Source organism: Acinetobacter sp. YH16032 (assembly GCF_013417345.1).
Classification (GTDB): Bacteria; Pseudomonadota; Gammaproteobacteria; order Pseudomonadales; family Moraxellaceae; genus Acinetobacter.
Window position 1 is genome coordinate 436,865 of sequence record NZ_VPEE01000001.1, and the last position, 19,151, is coordinate 456,015.

Below are 19,151 nucleotides of genomic sequence, written 5' to 3' on the forward strand. Positions count from 1 at the left end.
AGCGAAGCTTTGAAATTAACTTGCCATTGCATCTATAGTCAGCTCTGATACAGTCGGCTTCGCTTTTTCTGCTTTTAGACCTAACTTATCGAATAACTGCTTATCTTTGCCTTCACCAGCATTAGGTGTCGTTAAAAGCTTTTCACCTGAGAACAAAGAGTTAGCACCTGCCATAAACGCTAAAGCTTGATCAGAATCAGAAAGAGATTCACGACCCGCTGAAAGTCTTATATAACTTTTTGGCATGATAATGCGCGCTACGGCAATAGTGCGAATCCATTCAGTCACATCGAGTTTTTCAACATCTGCTAAGGGTGTGCCTTCGATCGGTACAAGCATGTTGATTGGTACCGATTCTGGATGAATAGCTAAGGTCGCAAGTTCATGTAATAGACCAATACGATCTTGAGTATCTTCACCTAAGCCAACAATTCCACCGCTACACACTTTCATGCCTGCTTGGCGTACAAAGTCTAAAGTATTTAAACGATCATCATAAGTGCGTGTGGTAATCACATTTGGATAGTACTCACGAGAGGTATCTAAATTGTGATTGTAATAATCTAAACCTGCTTCTTTTAAACGTTCCGCTTGAGATTGATTGAGCATCCCTAAGGTCATACAAGTTTCAAGTCCTAGGGCCTTTACCTCACGTACCATTTCAAGTACATAAGGCATATCGCGTTCATGAGGATTTCGCCATGCAGCACCCATACAAAAACGAGATGATCCAGAAGCGAGAGCTTCTTTGGCTTCATGAATTACTTTTTCAACAGCAATTCTTTTTTCGGCTTCAAGTTTAGAATCATAACGTGCAGATTGAGAACAGTATTTACAATCTTCAGGACATTTACCCGTTTTGATCGATAGTAATGTGCTGACCTGAATGGTATTTGCATCAAAGTATTGACGATGCACGCGTTGTGCTTCGAAAACTAAGTCCATGAAGGGTTGTTCATAGAGTTTTTGTATTTCTTCACGCGTCCAATCATTGCGTACTTGCATAATTTATCCATCATTTAAAAAGCTACTTATTTGATCATACTGTAATTTTAATAATGCAAAATCGTAAAATATGACAATAATGACTCAAAAAAATTATCAAATTCGCCAACTCAATAGAAATTAATCATTGTTGAATTAGTTACAAACTTAACTATTTTTAAGCATTTTTCGCCGCAAAATTATTTTTTGGGAACTTGATGCTGAGAACTTGTTGCTAAAGTGTGCTTAAAATTTCAGATCATGCTCAAAACGGTGTTTTTGCGCTGTCAAGTCATCTTGGAAAAGTACAGTTAATTATTTCTTTTTGATTGTTGTTCTTGTACTGCCCAGTCAATATGGATTTGCACAATCTCACTATACTGATTTCTTTTTAGTATCAATTGCTCAATATTGTTTGGATGATACGGTGCATTCCCGATTCCAATCGCAATATTCCGCATAAAGCTTTCATAGCCTGTTCTACGCAGTGGACTGCCTTCTGTGTTTGCTAAGAATGTTGCTTCGTCCCATTGCCATAATTCTATTAAAGAAAGACGATCCAGCCCATGACGGGGATGGAAATCAGCAACCGTTGTGGTTTGTGCGAAACTATTCCAAGGACAAATCAGCTGGCAATCATCACATCCAAATACGCGATTACCTATGCCACGGCGTAGTTCTTCAGGAATCACGCCTTGGTATTCAATGGTCAGATAAGCAATACATTTTCGGGCATCTAATTGATATGGCGCTACAATCGCCTGCGTTGGACAAATATCAATACATGCTGTACATGAGCCGCAATGTGCACTGGCAGGCTCGTCAAAGGGTAATTCAAGAGAACTAAACAGTTCACCGAGTGCAAAAAAGGAACCCGATTTTTTGTGGATGAGCAGGGTATGTTTACCTGTCCAACCCATACCAGCAGATTCAGCGAGTGATTTTTCAAAAATAGGGGCTGAATCGGCGAAAGGTCTTGATTCAAACGGACCGACTTTTTCACGAATAAGGTTTGAAAGTGTTTTTAATTTACCGCGCATGGTTTTATGGTAATCCCGTCCGCGTGCATATCGCGCAATAACGGCAGAATTAGGGAAATCAGGTACTGTTCGAGGTTGAGGTCGTTCAACCAAATAATTCATTCTGACGCAGATAATACTTTTTGTATGGGGAACCAACAGTGTTGGATTAGCACGTTTTTCCAAATTTTCTTCGAGGAACTTCATGTCACCATGAAATCCTTGATCTAAATATGCTTTTAATCGAGGTAATTCATCTTGAGCATCAGGTCGGGCAATGACACAATCAGCGAAGCCCAGTTCCAATGCTTGAGATTTAATCCAAGCTTTAAGCGCATGAGGATCAAATTGCTGTGTTGGAATACGAGCTGGTATAGATGAGAGAGATTGAGTCATAAATAAAAAAAGGAACGATGATGCATCAACAAGTTTATCACAGCAGTGAGATACAAGCTTGGGAACAGCGCTGGTTTGACGATCAAAATAGTGCTTTTGGTCTTATGCAGCAAGTTGCTTGGATGATGGCACAAGAAATCATCACAATTCTTCAAGGTATTGAAAAAAAGAAAATCCGTATCGCAGTCTGCTGCGGCAAAGGAAATAATGCAGGGGATGGTTATCTTGTTACGTACTATTTAGCACAGCACTCTTTATCACGACATTGTTCATTCAACCAAAATCTAGAAATCGATATTTTTTCTTTTTCACAAGTCGATCATCACTCGGCTGACTCCTTGCAGAGTGCTTATAAAATGAGTCAATCCATACCACTTAAGCAGTTCACCGATCTGAACCTGTGTCAGGGTTATGATGTCTATATTGATGCATTGTTTGGAATTGGAATTAATCGTACTTTAAGTGAAGACTGGCAGAGAATTATCCATCATATTAATGAGCAAGACGGCGTCAAAATTGCGATTGATATGCCGAGCGGTTTAGATGCAAATACAGGTCAACCATTACCAATGGCTATTCATGCTCAGCATACGCTTACCGCACTCGCATATAAGGTAGGGCAATTTGTAGGGCGTGCACAGGATTTTATAGGACATCTAAAACTCATTCCCATTTTACCATGTGACTCAGATTTAAAACCTGTGGCCCGATTAAGCCCAGTCAAAACAATTTTGCCGCGACGACACTCTACAGGACATAAAGGAACGTATGGGCATGTGCTCGTGATTGGCGGTCATGCACAAATGGGAGGTGCGGTGATTATGGCGGCTGAAGCTGCATTTGCCGCTGGGGCGGGTAAAGTCACGATCGTGTGTGATGCTAAACATCATTCAGCAATTTTGTCACGATCTCCCAATGTAATGGTGCAGGATATTAATCGTTTCGATCCATCACAACGAAAAAATTTGCTACAGCAAGTCGATTCGATTTGTTTTGGAATGGGGTTGGGACGTGATGATTGGGCAGCTGAGCAATATGATCAATGGATGAGTATTCTGTCCTCTACGAACAAACCGACTGTACTCGATGCTGATGCATTGTGGTTCTTATCTGAAAAGCCCATTCGACTCAATGAGAGAACTTACGCAACGCCACATCCTGGTGAGGCTGCAAAACTTTTACACTCTAGCGTGGCGGAAGTTGAGCATGACCGCATCAAAGCAATTAAACGATTACAAACACTGTATGCTGGTGAATGGGTATTAAAAGGTGCAGGAAGTTTAACGATTGACGCGCAGCAAACCATTTGGATTTGCACCCAAGGTAATCCAGGAATGGGTACAGGTGGAATGGGGGATATCCTTGCAGGAATGATTGCTAGTCTTAAAGGACAATTGTCTAATTCCATTCAACTTCATGAAATTGTTAACTTACATGCCATGGCAGGTGATGTATTGGCTCAACAGGGTGAACGTGGTTTGTTAGCTCAGAATATGGCTCAAGCGATTTATCAAATAGTAAATCTAAAATAAAATTCAGGGATAGATATGCGATATTTAAAATTAACGATACAAGGTCTTGTTCAAGGGGTCGGATTTCGTCGCTGGTTTATGGAACAAGCCTTAAAGTTGCATTTAACTGGTTACGTTAAAAATATGGATAATGGGGATGTGGAAGCTATCATTGTTGGCACATATAAAGATGTAAATGACATGATCAAACTGGCCATGGCAGGGCCTCATAATAGTAAAGTTAAGCAAATCTTCTATGAAGACTTAATTGACATCAAAGAGCGTGATTTCGATAACTTTCAAATTCGCCAATAAGTGCATTGAGTGTCGAGAGACTTTTAACGTCGACGATTACTGCTGCGGCTTCGTCCACGTGCCATTCCACCTAAAGCATTTAAGACAGCCAATTTACTCATACTGCCAGAGGCATGTGCATGGCAAATTGCTGCGGCAAGTGCATCTGCAGCATCGGCTTGTGGTTTAATACTTAAATTAAGTATGCGCATAACCATCATTTGAACCTGTTCTTTATCAGCAGCGCCATAGCCAACAACAGATTGTTTAATTTGACGCGCAGTATATTCAGCCACTTGTAGATCTAAATTGACCAATGCCGCTATAGCTGCACCGCGTGCTTGACCAAGTTTTAAGGCAGAGTCAGGATTGACCGCCATAAATACCTGTTCCACAGCAGCTTCGGTAGGACCATGAAATTTAACGATTCTTTCAATGCCTGAAAAAATTCGTTTTAGACGCTCAGGCATGTCAGGTGTTTCAGTGCGAATTGTTCCAGCATCAACAAAAGTGAGTTTTTGCCCCTCTTTTTGAATAATACCGTAACCTGTTAGACGTGAACCAGGATCAATTCCGATAATTAATGACATTCCATGACTTTAAAAATAAAATAATGCCCATATTGTTACATAAGCGTATGAAAAAAGCTTGATACAGATTGAGCAGATGATTACGACCCTATATTTAAATTTTTGAGATTAGATTACATTTCATGAAATTAGCTCTTATTGTTTTAATCGGTATAGTCCTTGAAATCTTCGTATGGGTCGGTGTGGGTGATCTAGTCGGAAGTATGTGGTATGTATTCTTCTGGTTTATTGCTGCATTCTTTATTGGTTTAAATATGGTTCGTTCTCATGCATCAGGTTTAATGCCACAGATGCAGCAAATGCAACAAGGTCATATGAGTGCTGATCCGAATTTGACCAATAACTTACCTAAAATTATTGCGGGTATTTTCCTTTTGATTCCGGGGTTAATTTCCGATCTATTCGCCTTACTTATTCTAATTCCACCTGTTCAAACAGCATTTAAAGCGGTGATGATGAAAACCATGATGAAGCGTCAGCAAGCCATGATGGAAAAAATGATGGGTGGTATGATGGGAGATATGGGCGGCATGGGTGGTCAAGCAAATGGTCAGAATCCATTTGCAGATTTAATGCGCCAAATGCAAGAAATGCAAAGCCAGCAGCACGGTCGTGGTTCAAATGACTCTACTATCATTGATGGTGAAGCAAGAGAAATTACACCTGAAGCAAAGAAAATTGAAATGAAAGACGTTAATCAAAAGTAAATTGCGCATGTTCAAAACCAGATGTAATGTCTGGTTTTTTTATTTTTGTATCTCGATTTTCCTAAAAAACAGTATAATTCAAACAATTTTTATTCATTTTTGATTTATGTCTCTATTACTTACCATCTGTGTCCTACATCTTGTTGCTCAATTGAGTCCTGGACCTGATATTTTGTTGATTGCCAAATGCGCAGCGTCAACCACAAACGCAAACACGTTGAAAGTTATTTTAGGTATTTCTATTGGAATTTTATTTTGGGTGATTTTAACTTTATCAGGTTTTGCACTTTTGATTGCCCAATTCCCATGGATTCAACAAGTCTTAATGTTAGTCGGTGGTTTATTTTTGGCAAAAATGGGCTGGGCGATGCTAAAGGGTGGTTGGCAAACCTATAAGTCTTTTAAACTTCATGCAATTGATGAAAATCAGTCACCTCTAAAAGCTGAAAAATATTTTTTGATGGGGTTGTTTACAAACCTATCCAATCCTAAAACACTGATTTATTTTAGTAGTGTATTTTCACTTGCCTTAACCGCTTCAGCACCAGAGATGTTGAAAATACAACTTGCAGTCATTATTCCGATTCAAACGTTTTTAACCTTTACGTTTTTGATGGTCGTTTTAGCGCGCCCCAAAATTAAACAGCTCTACCAGCGTTCAGGGCATTACATAGATATGGCATCGGGTGGTCTATTTTTGATCTTTGCAGTCTGGTTGTGGATCGATGCGCTTATTTTGCTTAACTGAATCCTGATCTAACTCTTCTGTTTGAGTCAGAACGAGCGTGTCTTGCTGATAACGTCTTGGTCGCAAAGTTGCTTCAGTATTTTCAGAACCTTGATAAGAGCGACTTCTGTTTGCTCTTTCTCTCAAGCCGCCTTTCTTAATTAATTGAACCATTGTCATATCATCATTTTTTCACTACGTTTATTTTACTTCAATTTATGATTTCCATGCGGATATGATGGGCGAGTGCGTGAATAAAATATGCATAATCTCTAGAAGAAAAAAGAATGATAGAGCAGGTTGTCAAAAAAAAATTCACATAGATATCTGATAATACAAGATATTGAATGAAGTCATAGATGGTTGCTGTTTTATAGCTACATCATGAGGTTGATTATTAGTGAAGGCTTATATAGTATAAATATTAGCCTCTAAGGTGATGTAGATAAAAATAAAAAAGACAGTCAAATCGGGAGGATGAGTATGCTGTATCAGTATCATTGTGCGTGTTGCGACAAGGTGGTTGCTTCGACAGACAAAGTGTGTTCTGAATGCGGTTCACAAAATATCAGAACACCTTATGGTTTTTGGATATTTTGTATTATTGCGTGTTTAGCCGCAGCCATTGTGTTTAAAGTGGCCCATTTATATTTACAAGATAACCAAAATGTTCCTGTGAAGCAGTCCTTTTTGGACACGCTTCATCAAAGTGATAAAGCAAATTGAATCTATAAAAAAGCCCACATTGATGTGGGCTTTTTTATTTGGAAATTACAAACCAGCTGATGCTTTAAGCGCTTCAACTTTGTCTGTCTTTTCCCAAGTGAATGCAGTATCAGAACCTTCACGACCAAAGTGACCATATGCAGCAGTTTGCTTATACATCGGTTGAATGAGATTCAACATACGTGTAATACCATATGGACGTAAATCGAAATGCTCACGTACCAATGCAATAATCAATTCTTCAGAAACCTTAGCAGTATTGAATGTATTGATTGAGATAGATGTTGGTTCAGCAACACCAATCGCATAAGACACTTGAATTTCACATTTATCGGCTAAACCAGCGGCAACAATATTTTTTGCAACATATCGACCAGCATAAGCAGCAGAGCGGTCTACTTTAGATGGATCTTTACCAGAGAAAGCACCACCACCGTGACGAGCCATACCACCATATGTATCTACAATGATTTTACGACCTGTTAAACCACAGTCACCGACTGGACCACCAATCACAAACATACCCGTAGGGTTGATATGGAATTTGGTATCCGCATGGAACATATCTGCTGGAATCACTTTTTTCACGATTTCTTCAATGACAGCTTCTTTTAAATCAGTCTGTGAAATCTCAGGATCGTGTTGAGTCGATAATACGACCGCATCTAAACGAACAGGTACGCCATTTTCATATGCAAAAGTCACTTGGCTTTTCGCATCTGGACGTAACCATGGCAGACTTCCGTTACGACGAAGTTCTGCTTGTTTTTCCATAAGACGGTGCGCATACGAAATAGGAGCAGGCATTAAAACATCTGTTTCGCGACTTGCGTAGCCAAACATTAAGCCCTGATCGCCAGCACCTTGATCTTCAGGTTTTTGACGATCTACACCTTGAGCAATTTCAGGAGATTGTTTGCCAATCATGTTGATAACAGCACAAGTTGAACCATCGAAACCTAAATCAGAATGATGGTATCCAATGCCATTTACGGTTTGGCGTACAATTGCTTCAAAGTCTACATTTGCAGTTGTTGTGATTTCACCTGCAAGAACAACAGCACCTGTTTTTACAAGCGTTTCACAAGCAACCCGCGCATATGGGTCTTCTTTTAAGATTGCATCCAAAATAGCATCACTGATTTGGTCAGCCATTTTATCTGGATGGCCTTCGCTTACAGATTCTGAAGTAAATACAGCGTACTCGCGCATAAGTCCTATCACAGTTATTTCTAAAGACGCAATATGGTACATCGACTTAACGTTAAGGACTAGCTTAACCTGACTAAAAAGCATGAATTTATGTCATTTTTGTGTTTTTTTAATTGATATCATCATCTGTTAAATTGATAAGTGAAAACTTTTGTATAAGACTTATTCTTTTTAAGACTGAACTGAAATAAAAAACAGCTTAAGTTGCTTCGAAAGAATGTGAATATATGATTCAACATCAGTACTTTAAAAATAGGCCACGCGACCAAAAAATATTGGATTGAATTGAATATTGATAAAACCGACTCGCTTTGTATGAATTTTTTCGCTTTAGGGCTGAAATATACGTTTCTGGGCTTTACGCTGTTTGATTTTTTTAAGACAATACACCCAGTTTTTGAATTTTATTCATTTCCCATCTTTAATTTATCGGACACTGATCTATGACAACCCCGCTGAATGAACGTCGCATTGCTAACGCAATTCGTGTACTTGCAATGGATGCTGTGCAAAAAGCAAATTCTGGACATCCAGGTGCACCAATGGGGATGGCTGATATTGCTGATGTTGTATGGCGTGAATTCTTAAATCACAATCCGACAAACCCTCAGTGGGCTAACCGTGACCGTTTTGTATTATCAAATGGTCATGGCTCAATGCTTCAATATGCATTATTACATTTGACTGGCTATGATCTTTCAATTGAAGATTTAAAAGCATTCCGTCAATTGCATTCTAAAACACCGGGTCACCCAGAATTAGGTTATGCACCTGGTATCGAAACAACCACTGGTCCATTGGGTCAGGGTATCGCGAATGCTGTTGGTTTTGCTTTGGCTGAAAAAACCTTAGCAGCGCAATTCAACAAAGAAGACATTAAAGTCGTTGATCATTTCACTTACTGTTTCTTAGGTGACGGCTGTTTAATGGAAGGTGTTTCTCATGAAGCATGTTCATTGGCAGGTACTTTGGGTCTAGGTAAATTAATTGCTTACTATGACGACAATGGTATTTCAATTGATGGTGAAGTAGAAGGTTGGTTCTCTGACGATACAGAACAACGCTTCTTAGCTTATGGCTGGCAAGTATTGAAAGTTGATGGTCACGATGCAGATGCATTACGTGCGGCAACTTTAGAAGCGAAAGCTGAAACGAAGAAACCAACAATCATTATCTGTAAAACGATTATTGGTTTAGGTTCACCAAACAAACAAGGTAAAGAAGATTGCCACGGTGCACCGCTGGGTAATGACGAAATCGCCTTAACACGTGAAGCGTTGGGTTGGACTGAAGGTCCATTCGAAATTCCTGCTGATGTTTATGCAGCGTGGGACGCGAAAGAAAAAGGTCAACAAGCAGAAGCCGCTTGGAACGAAGTATTTGCACAATATGAAGCAAAATATCCAACTGAAGCGGCTGATCTTAAACGTCGTTTAAGCGGTGAATTACCTGCTGACTTCGTTGCAAAAGCGGATGCATATATTGCTGAAGTAAATGCACAAGCTGAAACGATTGCAACTCGTAAAGCAAGCCAAAATGCAATCCAAGCATTTGCCCCAATGCTGTCTGAAATCTTAGGCGGTTCTGCTGACTTAGCAGGTTCTAACTTAACACTTTGGAAAGGTGCACAAGGCGTTCAAGACAATGCTGCAGGTAACTACGTACACTATGGCGTGCGTGAGTTCGGTATGACTGCAATTGCAAACGGTGTAGCACTTCACGGTGGTTTCATTCCTTACGTAGCAACATTCTTGATGTTTATGGAATATGCTCGTAATGCAGTACGTATGTCTGCACTGATGAAACAACGTGTGATTCATGTTTACACACACGATTCTATTGGTTTGGGTGAAGATGGTCCTACGCATCAACCAATTGAACAAATCGCATCTTTACGTGGTACACCAAACCTCAACACATGGCGTCCATGTGACACAGTTGAAGCGGCAATTTCTTGGAAATCTGCTTTAACTCGTAGTGAAGGTCCAACAGCGTTGATTTTCTCTCGTCAAAACTTAGCTTTCCAAACCCGTACAGAAGCACAAATTGCCGATGTTGCAAAAGGTGGCTATGTATTGGCTGAAGAAAAAGGTGAATTGAAAGCGATCATCATTGCAACAGGTTCAGAAGTTGCATTGGCAATGGAAGCTTATGCACAGCTTGAAGGTGTGCGTGTTGTGTCTATGCCATGTGCTGAAGAATTTGTTAAGCAAGATGCGGCTTATCGTGAGGCAGTTCTTCCATCTAACATTCGTGCACGTGTTGCTGTAGAAGCAGCACATGTAGATTACTGGTGGAAATTTGTAGGTCTTGATGGTCGTGTGATTGGTATGACTACGTATGGTGAATCTGCACCAGCGAAAGATTTGTTCCAACACTTCGGTATTACGACTGAAGCAGTTGTCGCAGCAGTGAAAGAAATTACTGCTTAATTCTTAGAATTAAGTGTTTTAAAAGGCGTCCCAACTGTGGGGCGTCTTTTTATTTTTATGTATCTATATAGATACATTCATTCCCTAGATTTCAGATTGGAAGTGAGTAGCGCAATGAGTTTGTATGAGCAAATTAGTGATGAAATTACTTTAATGGATGCGGGTGAGCAAAAGTGGATTGGTGAAGACTTACCACTTGAAGCGATGGTAGCAGTAGAATTATTGCTACAAGATATGGCTGAAGAGAAAATCATTAAAGTACGTCGAAAAAATCGTGAAAAAACTTCAGGATTAAAACAGATTGATCGTATTCTGATTGAAAAGCTTTAACAGTCATAAAAAAGCCTCTTATGAGGCTTTTTTAATAGCCTATTTTTATTAATTAGCCGTAGTTTCAGACACGGTAAAATTTAATTTTGGATCAGCATTTTGTTGAATTGCCCATTCACCACTTACTCTGAAAGATGCAGCTGAAGCGTAAGTATCTTCCATAAACTGGAAATACACGATTAAGCCATCTTTAACTATTGCTTTAATTGAAAATGGTGAAGTAAAAGTGCGCTTAGCGTGAACAGATGTATAGGTAAATTGTCCGAATACAGCCACTGTTTCATCTTCAGCTAAAATATCTGTGATTTGAAAATCATCGATCGTCCAATAAGTTCCGACATTAGAAAAAGTATATATATAGACATCACGACCTGTAGAAGTACCAGCCCAAGGTTCAATTTGTTTAAGTTCAGGATTGTTGAAATTTAGCGAAGTATAAATGGCATCTTCAGCCACTAACTTTTCTGAAGCAATCGCTACTCTTGATTTATCAGTATTATATAAAAAAGCCAATACGACATCTTTAGGTGCTTTAGTTTTAAGCGCTTTATCAATCGCTTGTTGTTGTTCACTCATCATTATTCTCCAGTTCAAAGTGGTAATTTTAGTATTATAAATGAGACAAAATATTAGTATATTGTATAAATGTTTAATTTAATCTCATATTTAAGATATGTGTTGATGTTAACTGCTTATTAGGAGAAAACTTAAAGATGAAAAACATGATCTATACACAAGTGATAGTCATAATCTGATCAAATTGATTTGATAAAAGTGACACCTTCTTAAGGTGCGTTCTAATCTTGCAACAAACTGTTCTATCTGTACTGATGCAAGAATTTCAGAATGCTATACATTATTCACTATCCATTTCATAAATGTTTTAAAAAATTTGAGGAAAAATTGATGAACTTTAAAACAATAGCGTTAAGTGCCGTAGTGCTTTCTGTAGCAACAGTTTCATTTGCTAAACCAGTTGAGTATAAAATTGATCCAACTCATACAGCGACAGTATTTACTTGGGATCATTTTGGCTTTTCTACACCATCAGGTAATTTTAGCGATATCCAAGGAACGATCAAAGTAGACAATGAAAAGCCTGCGAATTCAGCGGTGAATGTCACAATTCCACTTTCAAGTATCAATACAAATGTCAAAGCATTAGATGAACATTTATTGAAACCAGATTTCTTTGATGCTGAAAAATATCCGAATATCACTTTTAAAAGTACTAAAGTTCAACCAAATGGTAAGAACAAGTATAAGATCACAGGTGATCTAACGATTAAAAATGTTACTAAGCCTGTCGTACTAGATGCTGTTTTGAATAAACAAGCTGAACATCCTATGACGAAAGCGCAGTCTATTGGTTTCAATGCAACGACTTCATTTGACCGTTCTGCATTCGGTGTAGGCGCATATGTGCCTAATGTAGGCGATAAAATCACGGTGAATATTACAACTGAAGCTTCAGTAGATAATAAAAAATAATAAAATCAATTTGTTAAGTGATAAATAAGCCGCCTAAATGGGCGGTTTATTATTTTCTTATGAGGCCAAAAGCTTCTCTTTTTAATGCTCTACCCGTAATTATCGAAAGTAAGATGAACCAAATCTACAACAAGAATTTTATCTAAATAGCTTAAGTCATTGGCGTGGCTCAAGCTTTAGAATCAATGTCACATACGATTTTACACGGGAGATAATAACCATACTAAGAAGTTTGTAGATCAATTCATTAAACGTGATATACGCTTGCAGAGATAGGAGTAGAAATATTTAAAAAAGTCATGGATATTGTATGGTTTTAAAAAAATTGCATTTATTTAAAATAAATTTAGATTTATGATTTGGACTGATTATAATTATTTAGTTTATTTTAAATATGTATTTGCAAATATTTGAAAAAGCCATTGAGCTTATTACACCATCATACAATCGAAAAAAATATCTTGAGCGCCACTTACGTCTTAAATCTTTTTTTGAAGAACGAGAAAGGATTAAAAATCTTAATGAAAGCGAGGAAGTTAAAACGCTTCTGCTAAATTCAGCAATTTCTGCACTTACTGGAGCAAAAAACGTTGATATAAAAGAGCTGGAATATTTCTTAGATAAATTTAATGCAATGGAGTTTGAGTTACTTTATTGGACTTTTGTATGGAATAGAGCAGGTTATCAGGTATTAAAAAACTCTAGAGGTGAAATCATTAGACTAAAGGTATCAAAAAAAGGAAAAATAAAAGTTTTAGTAATGAATTTACTAGTTTTATTTTCTATGAGTTTTGCTCCCATAATGTTTTACTTTAAAAAAGATGAATATTGGAGATTGTTTAATTCTTTAGGTGCATCACAGATAGTTCCTGAAATAATTTATGGAGTTATATGTGTGATATGTGGACTCACCATAGTCAAACTTCTTAACGATTGGGTACATTGGAAAAATTTGAACAAAATTTTAGACACTTGATATCAAAAAAATATTAACTGCTGAAAGCGGTTTCTCACTCTATCAAATTCGATTGAATGGGATGCAACGGAGTGGATGCTCATAACTAATGGTGGATTGATTGGCATAGCACAATTCAATATCCTGATCTACAGTTGGGTTGAAGGCTATCAAATCAAAATCATTTAATCTGTTCAATAAAACGGCTTAAGATTGAACCTGCCACAGATTCTAGCTTTTCAGCATAACGATGGTTATCTGCACGTAATTGAGTAATATTTATACTGGCTTTACGCAATTCGCAAGTATGACCAATCAACCATTTCTCTAGACTATCTGAGGTCACTTCAGGATGGAACTGGAGTGCTAAAATATTAGATCCAACTTGAAAAGCCTGATTTTTATAAATTTGAGTGCTCGCCAGAAGTTTCGATTGCGAGGGAAGATCAAAGGTATCACCATGCCAATGCAAAACTGGCACACCATTTAAAGAATTTAGAACGTTGTCTTGCTCATTTATAATATCTACCGTACTCCAGCCAATTTCTTTGGTGTGGCCAGCATATACTGCACCGCCCAAGGCTTTAGAAATGAGTTGAGCACCTAGACAGATGCCAAGCGTAGGGCGTTGAAGTTTTAATCTTTCTTTAAGTAAGTCTATTTCTGTTTGTAGGAAAGGGTAATCTTCTGTCTCATAAACACCAATCGGTCCACCCAAAATAATGGTCAGACCTTCGTACTTTAAGGCTACTGAAAGATCATCCACACCTGCATCAAAATATCTGACCCGATAACCCAGTTGATATAGTGTCTCCTCAAAAGAACCTAGATCTTCAAAGGCTAAATGCTGTATTGCATATACTGTTTCAGGAAGCTTTCTCATGATGTTACGTTCTTAAAAGAATGATGAGGAAATTATAGAGCTTTTGGAACTAAGGTTTCGTCCATAAAACAATATAAAACGATTTATTTCGCAATCCCATTTTTTAATAATGTTTTGAGCATAGCTAGACTAGAATTGATAATATCTTTTTTTAAGCGTTCATCTTGAACTCCACGCGCTAATAGTACGGAGCCCACCATTTGACAGAGTATTGCCCAAGCGAAATCAGGTTCTGGAGCATGCTGCGCAAATAGTTTGTAACCACGCTGAAGTTCTTTTTCAAAACATTGTTTAATGTCAGCATCAGCGCGTGAAACTTCAGCAGCAAGTGAGGGTAAAACACAGCCTTTTTCTGGGTGTTGAACGTGTAATAGAGAAAGATATCGGTTCATTTCAAAATCTAACCAAGATTCTGGATCTTGATGAGGATTCATTTCCCACTGTTGAATACTTGCTCCGATTTCAGATTCGATTAAGGCTTTAAATAAGTCGTTTTTTGAAGAAAAGTGAGAATAGAAAGCACCGCTGGTCATATTTGCAGCGTGCATAAAACCATCAACTCCAGTATTGTTAAAACCTTGTTTTTTTGCGAGTTCACCACTGGTTTTTAAAATTTCGCGACGTTTTTCTTCTTTGTATCCTGCTTTATATCTCATATTGAATATTCAATAACCATTGACTGTGCCTCAAAACTATAACATAGTGATCGTTATTTAATGGAGCGATGATGAACGATCAGCAGTCAGAAATTAATCATTCAGAAGAAAAATCAACACATAACAAGATCGCACTGATCATTGGTGCAGGAGATGCCACAGGCAGTGAGATCGCAAAACGCTTTGCACGAGGTGGGTATACTGCTTGTATGACTCGACGCAATGCAGACAAGCTTGAACCTGTCATCCGTGAGATTGAAGCACACGGTGGTAAAGCTTATGGATTTGCTTCAGATGCAAGAAAAGAAGATCAAGTAATTCAACTGATTGACACAATTGAACGTGACATCGGTCAGATTGAAGTATTGGTTTTTAATATTGGAGCAAATGTGCCGTGTAGCATTCTAGAAGAAACAGCACGTAAATATTTTAAAATCTGGGAAATGGCTTGTTTTAGCGCTTTTTTAAATGGTCGTGAAGTCGCTAAACGTATGGTCGCAAGGCAGCGCGGCACTATCATTTTTACTGGTGCAACAGCAAGTATTCGTGGTTCATCATATTTCAGCGCTTTTGCTGGCGCTAAACATGCGTTAAGAGCCTTAGCCCAAAGTATGGCGAAAGAGTTAGGACCTCATTATATTCATGTTGCGCATGTCATTATTGATGGGGCGATTGATACTGATTTTATTAAAGATACTTTCCCTCATTTGTATGAAAAAAAACAGCATGACGGTATTTTGAATCCTCAACATATAGCTGATAACTACTGGCATATTGCTCATCAACCACGAGATGCTTGGACACATGAATTGGATTTGCGTCCATGGTCTGAACAGTGGTAATCATATTTAATAAGGATAAGACATGACTACACAACAACAAAAAGTTGAATTTTATTTCGATCTTGGCAGTCCATTTAGTTATTTGGCTTTTTATAAGCTACAAGAAATCACCAAAAAATATAATGCAGTGATTGATTACACACCAATTTTATTGGGTGGAGTTTTTAAATCGACTGGTAACAAGAGTCCAATTGAGGTGCCAGCTAAAGGGATCTATTCAATGCAAGACTTAAATCGTTGGTCAGATTATTATCAGATTCCGATGCAAATGAATCCATATTTTCCAATGAATACATTGACTTTAATGCGTATATTAACGGGAGTCAAAATCTATCATGATGAATATTTTGAAGTGATTTTGACCAAGCTTTTTGATGCGATGTTTAGAAAGCCCTTGAGTTTAGCCGATCCAGAAGTTCTGATAAATTTATTTCAAGGTGATGCAATCGACGGTCAGCAACTTTTGGATTTAAGCCAAGATCAGGTAGTAAAACAAAAATTGATTGATGAAACAAACAATGCCGTACAAAGAGGAGTATTCGGAGCACCTACATTTTTTGTACGGGAAAATATGTATTGGGGACAAGATCGCTTGCATTTTGTAGAGCGCGAATTACAAAAATAAGTGAAAAAGAAATTAAATTGAGACTCAGCTAAATTTATTAAAAATATTGATGTGATATAACGAATAAGAGAGTACTAAATTAACAGCTTGAGGGAGTCACGATGACCCATAATGTTTTAGCTTACGCAGCGCTTGATTCTAAAAGTCCATTGGTTCCATATACGTTTCAGCAACGTCAAGCTCGCCCCGATGATGTCATTATTGATATTGAATACTGCGGTGTATGTCATTCTGACTTACATCAAGCGCGTAATGATTGGGGTTTTAGTCGTTACCCAATTGTACCTGGTCATGAAGTAATTGGTCGTGTAAAAAGCATCGGAACATCTGTAACGAAGTTTAAGGTCGGAGATCTGGTCGGAATCGGGTGTATGGTAGATTCATGTCGTACTTGTTCAGCTTGTCACCAAGGTTTGGAGCAATATTGTGAAGCTGGCAATACACAAACGTATGGTAGTTTAGATCGTCATGATCAAACACCTACTTATGGTGGCTACGCACAAACGATCATTGCGAGCCAAGATTTTGTATTGAAAGTACCTGAAAATTTAGATACTCAATCCATTGCACCCATCTTATGTGCAGGGATCACGACATGGTCGCCGTTAAAACATTGGAATGTCGGTAAAGGCTCTAAAGTGGCTGTTGTTGGACTCGGTGGTTTAGGTCATATGGCGATTAAACTTGCTCATGCGCTTGATGCAGAAGTGACTTTATTTACACGATCAGCAAATAAAGAACAGGATGCACGTGATTTAGGTGCAGATCATGTCGTGTTATCAACAGATCCAACACAAATGAAATCAGTGAAAAATCAGTTTGATTTAATTATTGATACTGTGCCTTATGATCATGATCTAAAGCCTTATATTCCGACACTTGCATTGAGTGGGACACTGGTATTGGTAGGCTATCTCGGTGAATTTAGCAGTAATTCAGTGCCCATGATTATGGGAAGAAAATCAATCGCTGGATCGGTGATTGGTGGGATTCAAGAAACTCAAGAACTACTTGATTTTTGTGGTCAGCACAATATCGTGTCGGATGTAGAAGTCATTGATATGCAAAATATTAATGAGGCATTTGAGCGAATGCTTCAAAGTGATGTGAAATATCGTTTTGTGATTGATATGAAAAGTCTACATGCCAGCTAATCCATTAAGCTCCTGTAGCAGAAAAGAAGCGGCAATCTGCCGCTTCTTTAGCTTTTGTTTTAGAAGAAACCCATTGGTTTAGTAGAGTAACTTACCAATAAATTTTTAGTTTGTTGGTAATGATCCAGCATCATTTTATGATTTTCACGACCAATCCCTGATTTTTTATAACCGCCAAAAGCAGCATGAGCAGGGTAGATATGGTAGCAATTTGTCCAGACTCGACCTGATTGAATTGCACGTCCTGCACGATATGAAGTATGCGCTGATCGAGACCAAACACCAGCACCTAATCCATAAATGGTGTCATTGGCAATTTTGATAGCATCGTCGAAATCTTTAAATGTTGTCACAGCCAAAACTGGTCCAAAAATTTCTTCTTGGAATGTTTTCATGCTGTTATTGCCTTTGAAAATCGTCGGCTCAATATAAAAACCTTGTCCAATTTCTTCACGTGCTTGACCACCTGTAAGAATTTGAGCACCTTCTTCACGACCTGTCGCAATACAACCTAAAATTTTATCTTGTTGCTCTTGCGAGGCTTGAGCACCAATCATGGTTTCTGTATCAAGTGGATGTCCTGTTTTAATTCGCTTCACGCGTTCTACAGCCATCTCTAAGAATTTATCTGCAATACTTTCCTGGACTAAAGCGCGTGATGGACAAGTACAGATTTCTCCCTGATTCAGCGCAAACATGGCAAAACCTTCAAGTGCTTTATCTAGATATTCATCATCCTTATCCATGATGTCTTCGAAGAAAATATTTGGAGATTTGCCCCCAAGTTCTAATGTCACTGGAATAATATTTTCAGTGGCATATTGCATAATTAATTGACCGACCGCAGTTGAGCCGGTAAATGCAATTTTTGAAATACGTGGATTTGTGGCAAGAGGGCGTCCTACTTCAACACCATAACCATTGACGATATTCAGCACACCTGGTGGTAAAATATCTTGTATCAGTTCAACTAAAACTAGAATACTGACAGGAGTTTGCTCAGCTGGTTTTAAGACAATACAGTTCCCCGCTGCTAATGCAGGCGCAAGTTTCCACGCCGCCATTAAAATCGGAAAGTTCCAAGGAATAATCTGCCCAACGACACCCAACGGCTCATGAAAATGGTAAGCGATAGTATCTTCATCAATTTCTGAAATACCACCTTCTTGTGCGCGGATACAGCCAGCAAAATAGCGGAAATGGTCAATACACAGTGGAATATCTGCAGCTAAAGTTTCACGGATAGGTTTACCATTGTCCCATGTTTCTGCCACAGCAAGTAATTCTAGATTTTCTTCTAAGCGATCTGCTATTTTTAATAAAATGTTAGAGCGAGTTGTTGCAGACGTTTTGTTCCATTCAGTTTTAGCGGCATGAGCTGCGTCCAAAGCGAGTTCAATATCCTCTACTGAAGAACGGGGAACTCGAGTAAAGACTTTCCCATCTACGGGAGAAAGATTATCAAAATACTCACCTTTTACTGGAGGAACCCATTTCCCACCAATGAAATTTTCGTATTGTGCTTTAAATTGAACTTTAGAATCTGGTTGATTGGGATCAGCGTAGCGCATAGTGTCCATCCTTTGGTTGTGCTGTAAAGTTATGGAAAATATCTTC

Annotated in this window: 21 protein-coding genes; 12 read left to right on the plus strand and 9 right to left on the minus strand. The window is 38.4% G+C overall.

Features of this window, described 5'->3' with window-relative positions:
• Nucleotides 1–15 precede the first annotated feature (15 nt).
• Nucleotides 16–1,005 carry a biotin synthase BioB gene (bioB, locus tag FTV32_RS02070; RefSeq protein WP_180027754.1) on the minus strand — a complete coding sequence of 330 codons (990 nt, stop codon included), beginning with the start codon at nt 1,003–1,005 and terminating at the stop codon, nt 16–18.
• Between the two features lie 290 nt (nt 1,006–1,295).
• On the minus strand, nt 1,296–2,399 hold the full coding sequence (queG, locus tag FTV32_RS02075) for a tRNA epoxyqueuosine(34) reductase QueG (protein WP_180027755.1): 1,104 nt from the start codon (nt 2,397–2,399) through the stop codon (nt 1,296–1,298).
• A gap of 20 nt (nt 2,400–2,419) precedes the next feature.
• Between queG and FTV32_RS02080 the strand changes: the two genes are divergently transcribed.
• Nucleotides 2,420–3,931, plus strand: coding sequence for an NAD(P)H-hydrate dehydratase (locus FTV32_RS02080; RefSeq protein ID WP_180027756.1), 1,512 nt, complete (start codon nt 2,420–2,422; stop codon nt 3,929–3,931).
• A gap of 15 nt (nt 3,932–3,946) precedes the next feature.
• Nucleotides 3,947–4,225, plus strand: coding sequence for an acylphosphatase (locus FTV32_RS02085; RefSeq protein ID WP_092766403.1), 279 nt, complete (start codon nt 3,947–3,949; stop codon nt 4,223–4,225).
• A 23-nt stretch (nt 4,226–4,248) separates the two neighbouring features.
• On the opposite strand, the gene ruvC is transcribed toward FTV32_RS02085, so the two are convergent.
• Nucleotides 4,249–4,794: a crossover junction endodeoxyribonuclease RuvC gene (ruvC, locus tag FTV32_RS02090; RefSeq protein WP_180027757.1), complete on the minus strand. Its 546-nt coding sequence runs from the start codon at nt 4,792–4,794 to the stop codon at nt 4,249–4,251.
• Nucleotides 4,795–4,916: 122 nt separating this feature from the next.
• Between ruvC and FTV32_RS02095 the strand changes: the two genes are divergently transcribed.
• Both FTV32_RS02095 and FTV32_RS02100 read left to right on the plus strand, forming a co-directional pair.
• The gene (locus tag FTV32_RS02095; RefSeq protein WP_035263802.1) at nt 4,917–5,501 is read left to right on the plus strand and encodes an FxsA family protein; all 585 of its coding nucleotides are present in this window, start codon (nt 4,917–4,919) and stop codon (nt 5,499–5,501) included.
• Between the two features lie 106 nt (nt 5,502–5,607).
• Nucleotides 5,608–6,249: a LysE family transporter gene (locus FTV32_RS02100; protein WP_180027758.1), complete on the plus strand. Its 642-nt coding sequence runs from the start codon at nt 5,608–5,610 to the stop codon at nt 6,247–6,249.
• Here the strand turns inward: FTV32_RS02100 and FTV32_RS02105 are convergent.
• Complete coding sequence (locus tag FTV32_RS02105) at nt 6,193–6,402, minus strand: hypothetical protein (RefSeq protein ID WP_180027759.1); 210 nt, start codon at nt 6,400–6,402, stop codon at nt 6,193–6,195. The two genes, FTV32_RS02100 and FTV32_RS02105, sit on opposite strands and share 57 nt — an antisense overlap.
• Nucleotides 6,403–6,711: 309 nt before the next feature.
• On the opposite strand from FTV32_RS02105, the gene FTV32_RS02110 reads away from it, so the two are divergent.
• Complete coding sequence (locus tag FTV32_RS02110; RefSeq protein ID WP_035263796.1) at nt 6,712–6,954, plus strand: hypothetical protein; 243 nt, start codon at nt 6,712–6,714, stop codon at nt 6,952–6,954.
• A 45-nt stretch (nt 6,955–6,999) separates the two neighbouring features.
• On the opposite strand, the gene metK is transcribed toward FTV32_RS02110, so the two are convergent.
• Nucleotides 7,000–8,166 (minus strand): methionine adenosyltransferase, encoded by a 1,167-nt coding sequence (gene metK / locus FTV32_RS02115; protein ID WP_035263794.1) that lies wholly within the window; start codon nt 8,164–8,166, stop codon nt 7,000–7,002.
• A 443-nt stretch (nt 8,167–8,609) separates the two neighbouring features.
• Here metK and tkt point away from each other — a divergent pair, with 443 nt between their 5' ends.
• Nucleotides 8,610–10,598: a transketolase gene (tkt, locus tag FTV32_RS02120; protein ID WP_092766400.1), complete on the plus strand. Its 1,989-nt coding sequence runs from the start codon at nt 8,610–8,612 to the stop codon at nt 10,596–10,598.
• 114 nt (nt 10,599–10,712) lie between these two features.
• Entirely contained in the window at nt 10,713–10,928 is a 216-nt protein-coding gene (locus FTV32_RS02125; RefSeq protein WP_035263790.1) for a hypothetical protein, read from the plus strand.
• 48 nt (nt 10,929–10,976) lie between these two features.
• Here the strand turns inward: FTV32_RS02125 and FTV32_RS02130 are convergent, their stop codons facing one another.
• Nucleotides 10,977–11,504: a nuclear transport factor 2 family protein gene (locus tag FTV32_RS02130; protein ID WP_180027760.1), complete on the minus strand. Its 528-nt coding sequence runs from the start codon at nt 11,502–11,504 to the stop codon at nt 10,977–10,979.
• Nucleotides 11,505–11,834: 330 nt separating this feature from the next.
• Here FTV32_RS02130 and FTV32_RS02135 point away from each other — a divergent pair, with 330 nt between their 5' ends.
• Nucleotides 11,835–12,419: a YceI family protein gene (locus tag FTV32_RS02135; RefSeq protein ID WP_180027761.1), complete on the plus strand. Its 585-nt coding sequence runs from the start codon at nt 11,835–11,837 to the stop codon at nt 12,417–12,419.
• A gap of 394 nt (nt 12,420–12,813) precedes the next feature.
• On the plus strand, nt 12,814–13,395 hold the full coding sequence (locus FTV32_RS02140; protein WP_179998143.1) for a hypothetical protein: 582 nt from the start codon (nt 12,814–12,816) through the stop codon (nt 13,393–13,395).
• 160 nt (nt 13,396–13,555) lie between these two features.
• On the opposite strand, the gene FTV32_RS02145 is transcribed toward FTV32_RS02140, so the two are convergent.
• Nucleotides 13,556–14,257 carry a glutamine amidotransferase gene (locus FTV32_RS02145; RefSeq protein WP_180027762.1) on the minus strand — a complete coding sequence of 234 codons (702 nt, stop codon included), beginning with the start codon at nt 14,255–14,257 and terminating at the stop codon, nt 13,556–13,558.
• 83 nt (nt 14,258–14,340) lie between these two features.
• A complete protein-coding gene (locus FTV32_RS02150; protein ID WP_180027763.1) occupies nt 14,341–14,913 on the minus strand; it encodes a TetR/AcrR family transcriptional regulator in 573 nt (190 codons plus the stop codon).
• Between the two features lie 71 nt (nt 14,914–14,984).
• On the opposite strand from FTV32_RS02150, the gene FTV32_RS02155 reads away from it, so the two are divergent.
• From FTV32_RS02155 to FTV32_RS02165, 3 genes are all read left to right on the plus strand, one after another.
• Nucleotides 14,985–15,755, plus strand: coding sequence for an SDR family oxidoreductase (locus FTV32_RS02155; RefSeq protein WP_180027764.1), 771 nt, complete (start codon nt 14,985–14,987; stop codon nt 15,753–15,755).
• A gap of 22 nt (nt 15,756–15,777) precedes the next feature.
• The gene (locus FTV32_RS02160) at nt 15,778–16,380 is read left to right on the plus strand and encodes a 2-hydroxychromene-2-carboxylate isomerase (protein WP_180027765.1); all 603 of its coding nucleotides are present in this window, start codon (nt 15,778–15,780) and stop codon (nt 16,378–16,380) included.
• A 101-nt stretch (nt 16,381–16,481) separates the two neighbouring features.
• Nucleotides 16,482–17,534 carry an NAD(P)-dependent alcohol dehydrogenase gene (locus FTV32_RS02165; RefSeq protein ID WP_180027766.1) on the plus strand — a complete coding sequence of 351 codons (1,053 nt, stop codon included), beginning with the start codon at nt 16,482–16,484 and terminating at the stop codon, nt 17,532–17,534.
• Nucleotides 17,535–17,593: 59 nt separating this feature from the next.
• Here the strand turns inward: FTV32_RS02165 and FTV32_RS02170 are convergent, their stop codons facing one another.
• Nucleotides 17,594–19,105, minus strand: coding sequence for an aldehyde dehydrogenase family protein (locus tag FTV32_RS02170; protein WP_180027767.1), 1,512 nt, complete (start codon nt 19,103–19,105; stop codon nt 17,594–17,596).
• Nucleotides 19,106–19,151 lie beyond the last annotated feature (46 nt).

Bases quoted from the DNA above. Each gene is read 5' to 3' on its own strand.
- FTV32_RS02170 (WP_180027767.1), bottom strand. From the start codon at position 19,105: ATGCGCTACGCTGATCCCAATCAACCAGATTCTAAAGTTCAATTTAAA.
- FTV32_RS02125 (WP_035263790.1), top strand. From the start codon at position 10,713: ATGAGTTTGTATGAGCAAATTAGTGATGAAATTACTTTAATGGATGCG.
- FTV32_RS02110 (WP_035263796.1), top strand. From the start codon at position 6,712: ATGCTGTATCAGTATCATTGTGCGTGTTGCGACAAGGTGGTTGCTTCG.
- FTV32_RS02135 (WP_180027761.1), top strand. From the start codon at position 11,835: ATGAACTTTAAAACAATAGCGTTAAGTGCCGTAGTGCTTTCTGTAGCA.
- FTV32_RS02105 (WP_180027759.1), bottom strand. From the start codon at position 6,402: ATGGTTCAATTAATTAAGAAAGGCGGCTTGAGAGAAAGAGCAAACAGA.
- FTV32_RS02145 (WP_180027762.1), bottom strand. From the start codon at position 14,257: ATGAGAAAGCTTCCTGAAACAGTATATGCAATACAGCATTTAGCCTTT.
- FTV32_RS02130 (WP_180027760.1), bottom strand. From the start codon at position 11,504: ATGAGTGAACAACAACAAGCGATTGATAAAGCGCTTAAAACTAAAGCA.
- queG (WP_180027755.1), bottom strand. From the start codon at position 2,399: ATGACTCAATCTCTCTCATCTATACCAGCTCGTATTCCAACACAGCAA.
- FTV32_RS02150 (WP_180027763.1), bottom strand. From the start codon at position 14,913: ATGAGATATAAAGCAGGATACAAAGAAGAAAAACGTCGCGAAATTTTA.
- FTV32_RS02165 (WP_180027766.1), top strand. From the start codon at position 16,482: ATGACCCATAATGTTTTAGCTTACGCAGCGCTTGATTCTAAAAGTCCA.
- ruvC (WP_180027757.1), bottom strand. From the start codon at position 4,794: ATGTCATTAATTATCGGAATTGATCCTGGTTCACGTCTAACAGGTTAC.
- FTV32_RS02095 (WP_035263802.1), top strand. From the start codon at position 4,917: ATGAAATTAGCTCTTATTGTTTTAATCGGTATAGTCCTTGAAATCTTC.
- FTV32_RS02140 (WP_179998143.1), top strand. From the start codon at position 12,814: ATGTATTTGCAAATATTTGAAAAAGCCATTGAGCTTATTACACCATCA.
- FTV32_RS02080 (WP_180027756.1), top strand. From the start codon at position 2,420: ATGCATCAACAAGTTTATCACAGCAGTGAGATACAAGCTTGGGAACAG.
- FTV32_RS02085 (WP_092766403.1), top strand. From the start codon at position 3,947: ATGCGATATTTAAAATTAACGATACAAGGTCTTGTTCAAGGGGTCGGA.
- tkt (WP_092766400.1), top strand. From the start codon at position 8,610: ATGACAACCCCGCTGAATGAACGTCGCATTGCTAACGCAATTCGTGTA.
- FTV32_RS02100 (WP_180027758.1), top strand. From the start codon at position 5,608: ATGTCTCTATTACTTACCATCTGTGTCCTACATCTTGTTGCTCAATTG.
- metK (WP_035263794.1), bottom strand. From the start codon at position 8,166: ATGCGCGAGTACGCTGTATTTACTTCAGAATCTGTAAGCGAAGGCCAT.
- FTV32_RS02160 (WP_180027765.1), top strand. From the start codon at position 15,778: ATGACTACACAACAACAAAAAGTTGAATTTTATTTCGATCTTGGCAGT.
- bioB (WP_180027754.1), bottom strand. From the start codon at position 1,005: ATGCAAGTACGCAATGATTGGACGCGTGAAGAAATACAAAAACTCTAT.
- FTV32_RS02155 (WP_180027764.1), top strand. From the start codon at position 14,985: ATGAACGATCAGCAGTCAGAAATTAATCATTCAGAAGAAAAATCAACA.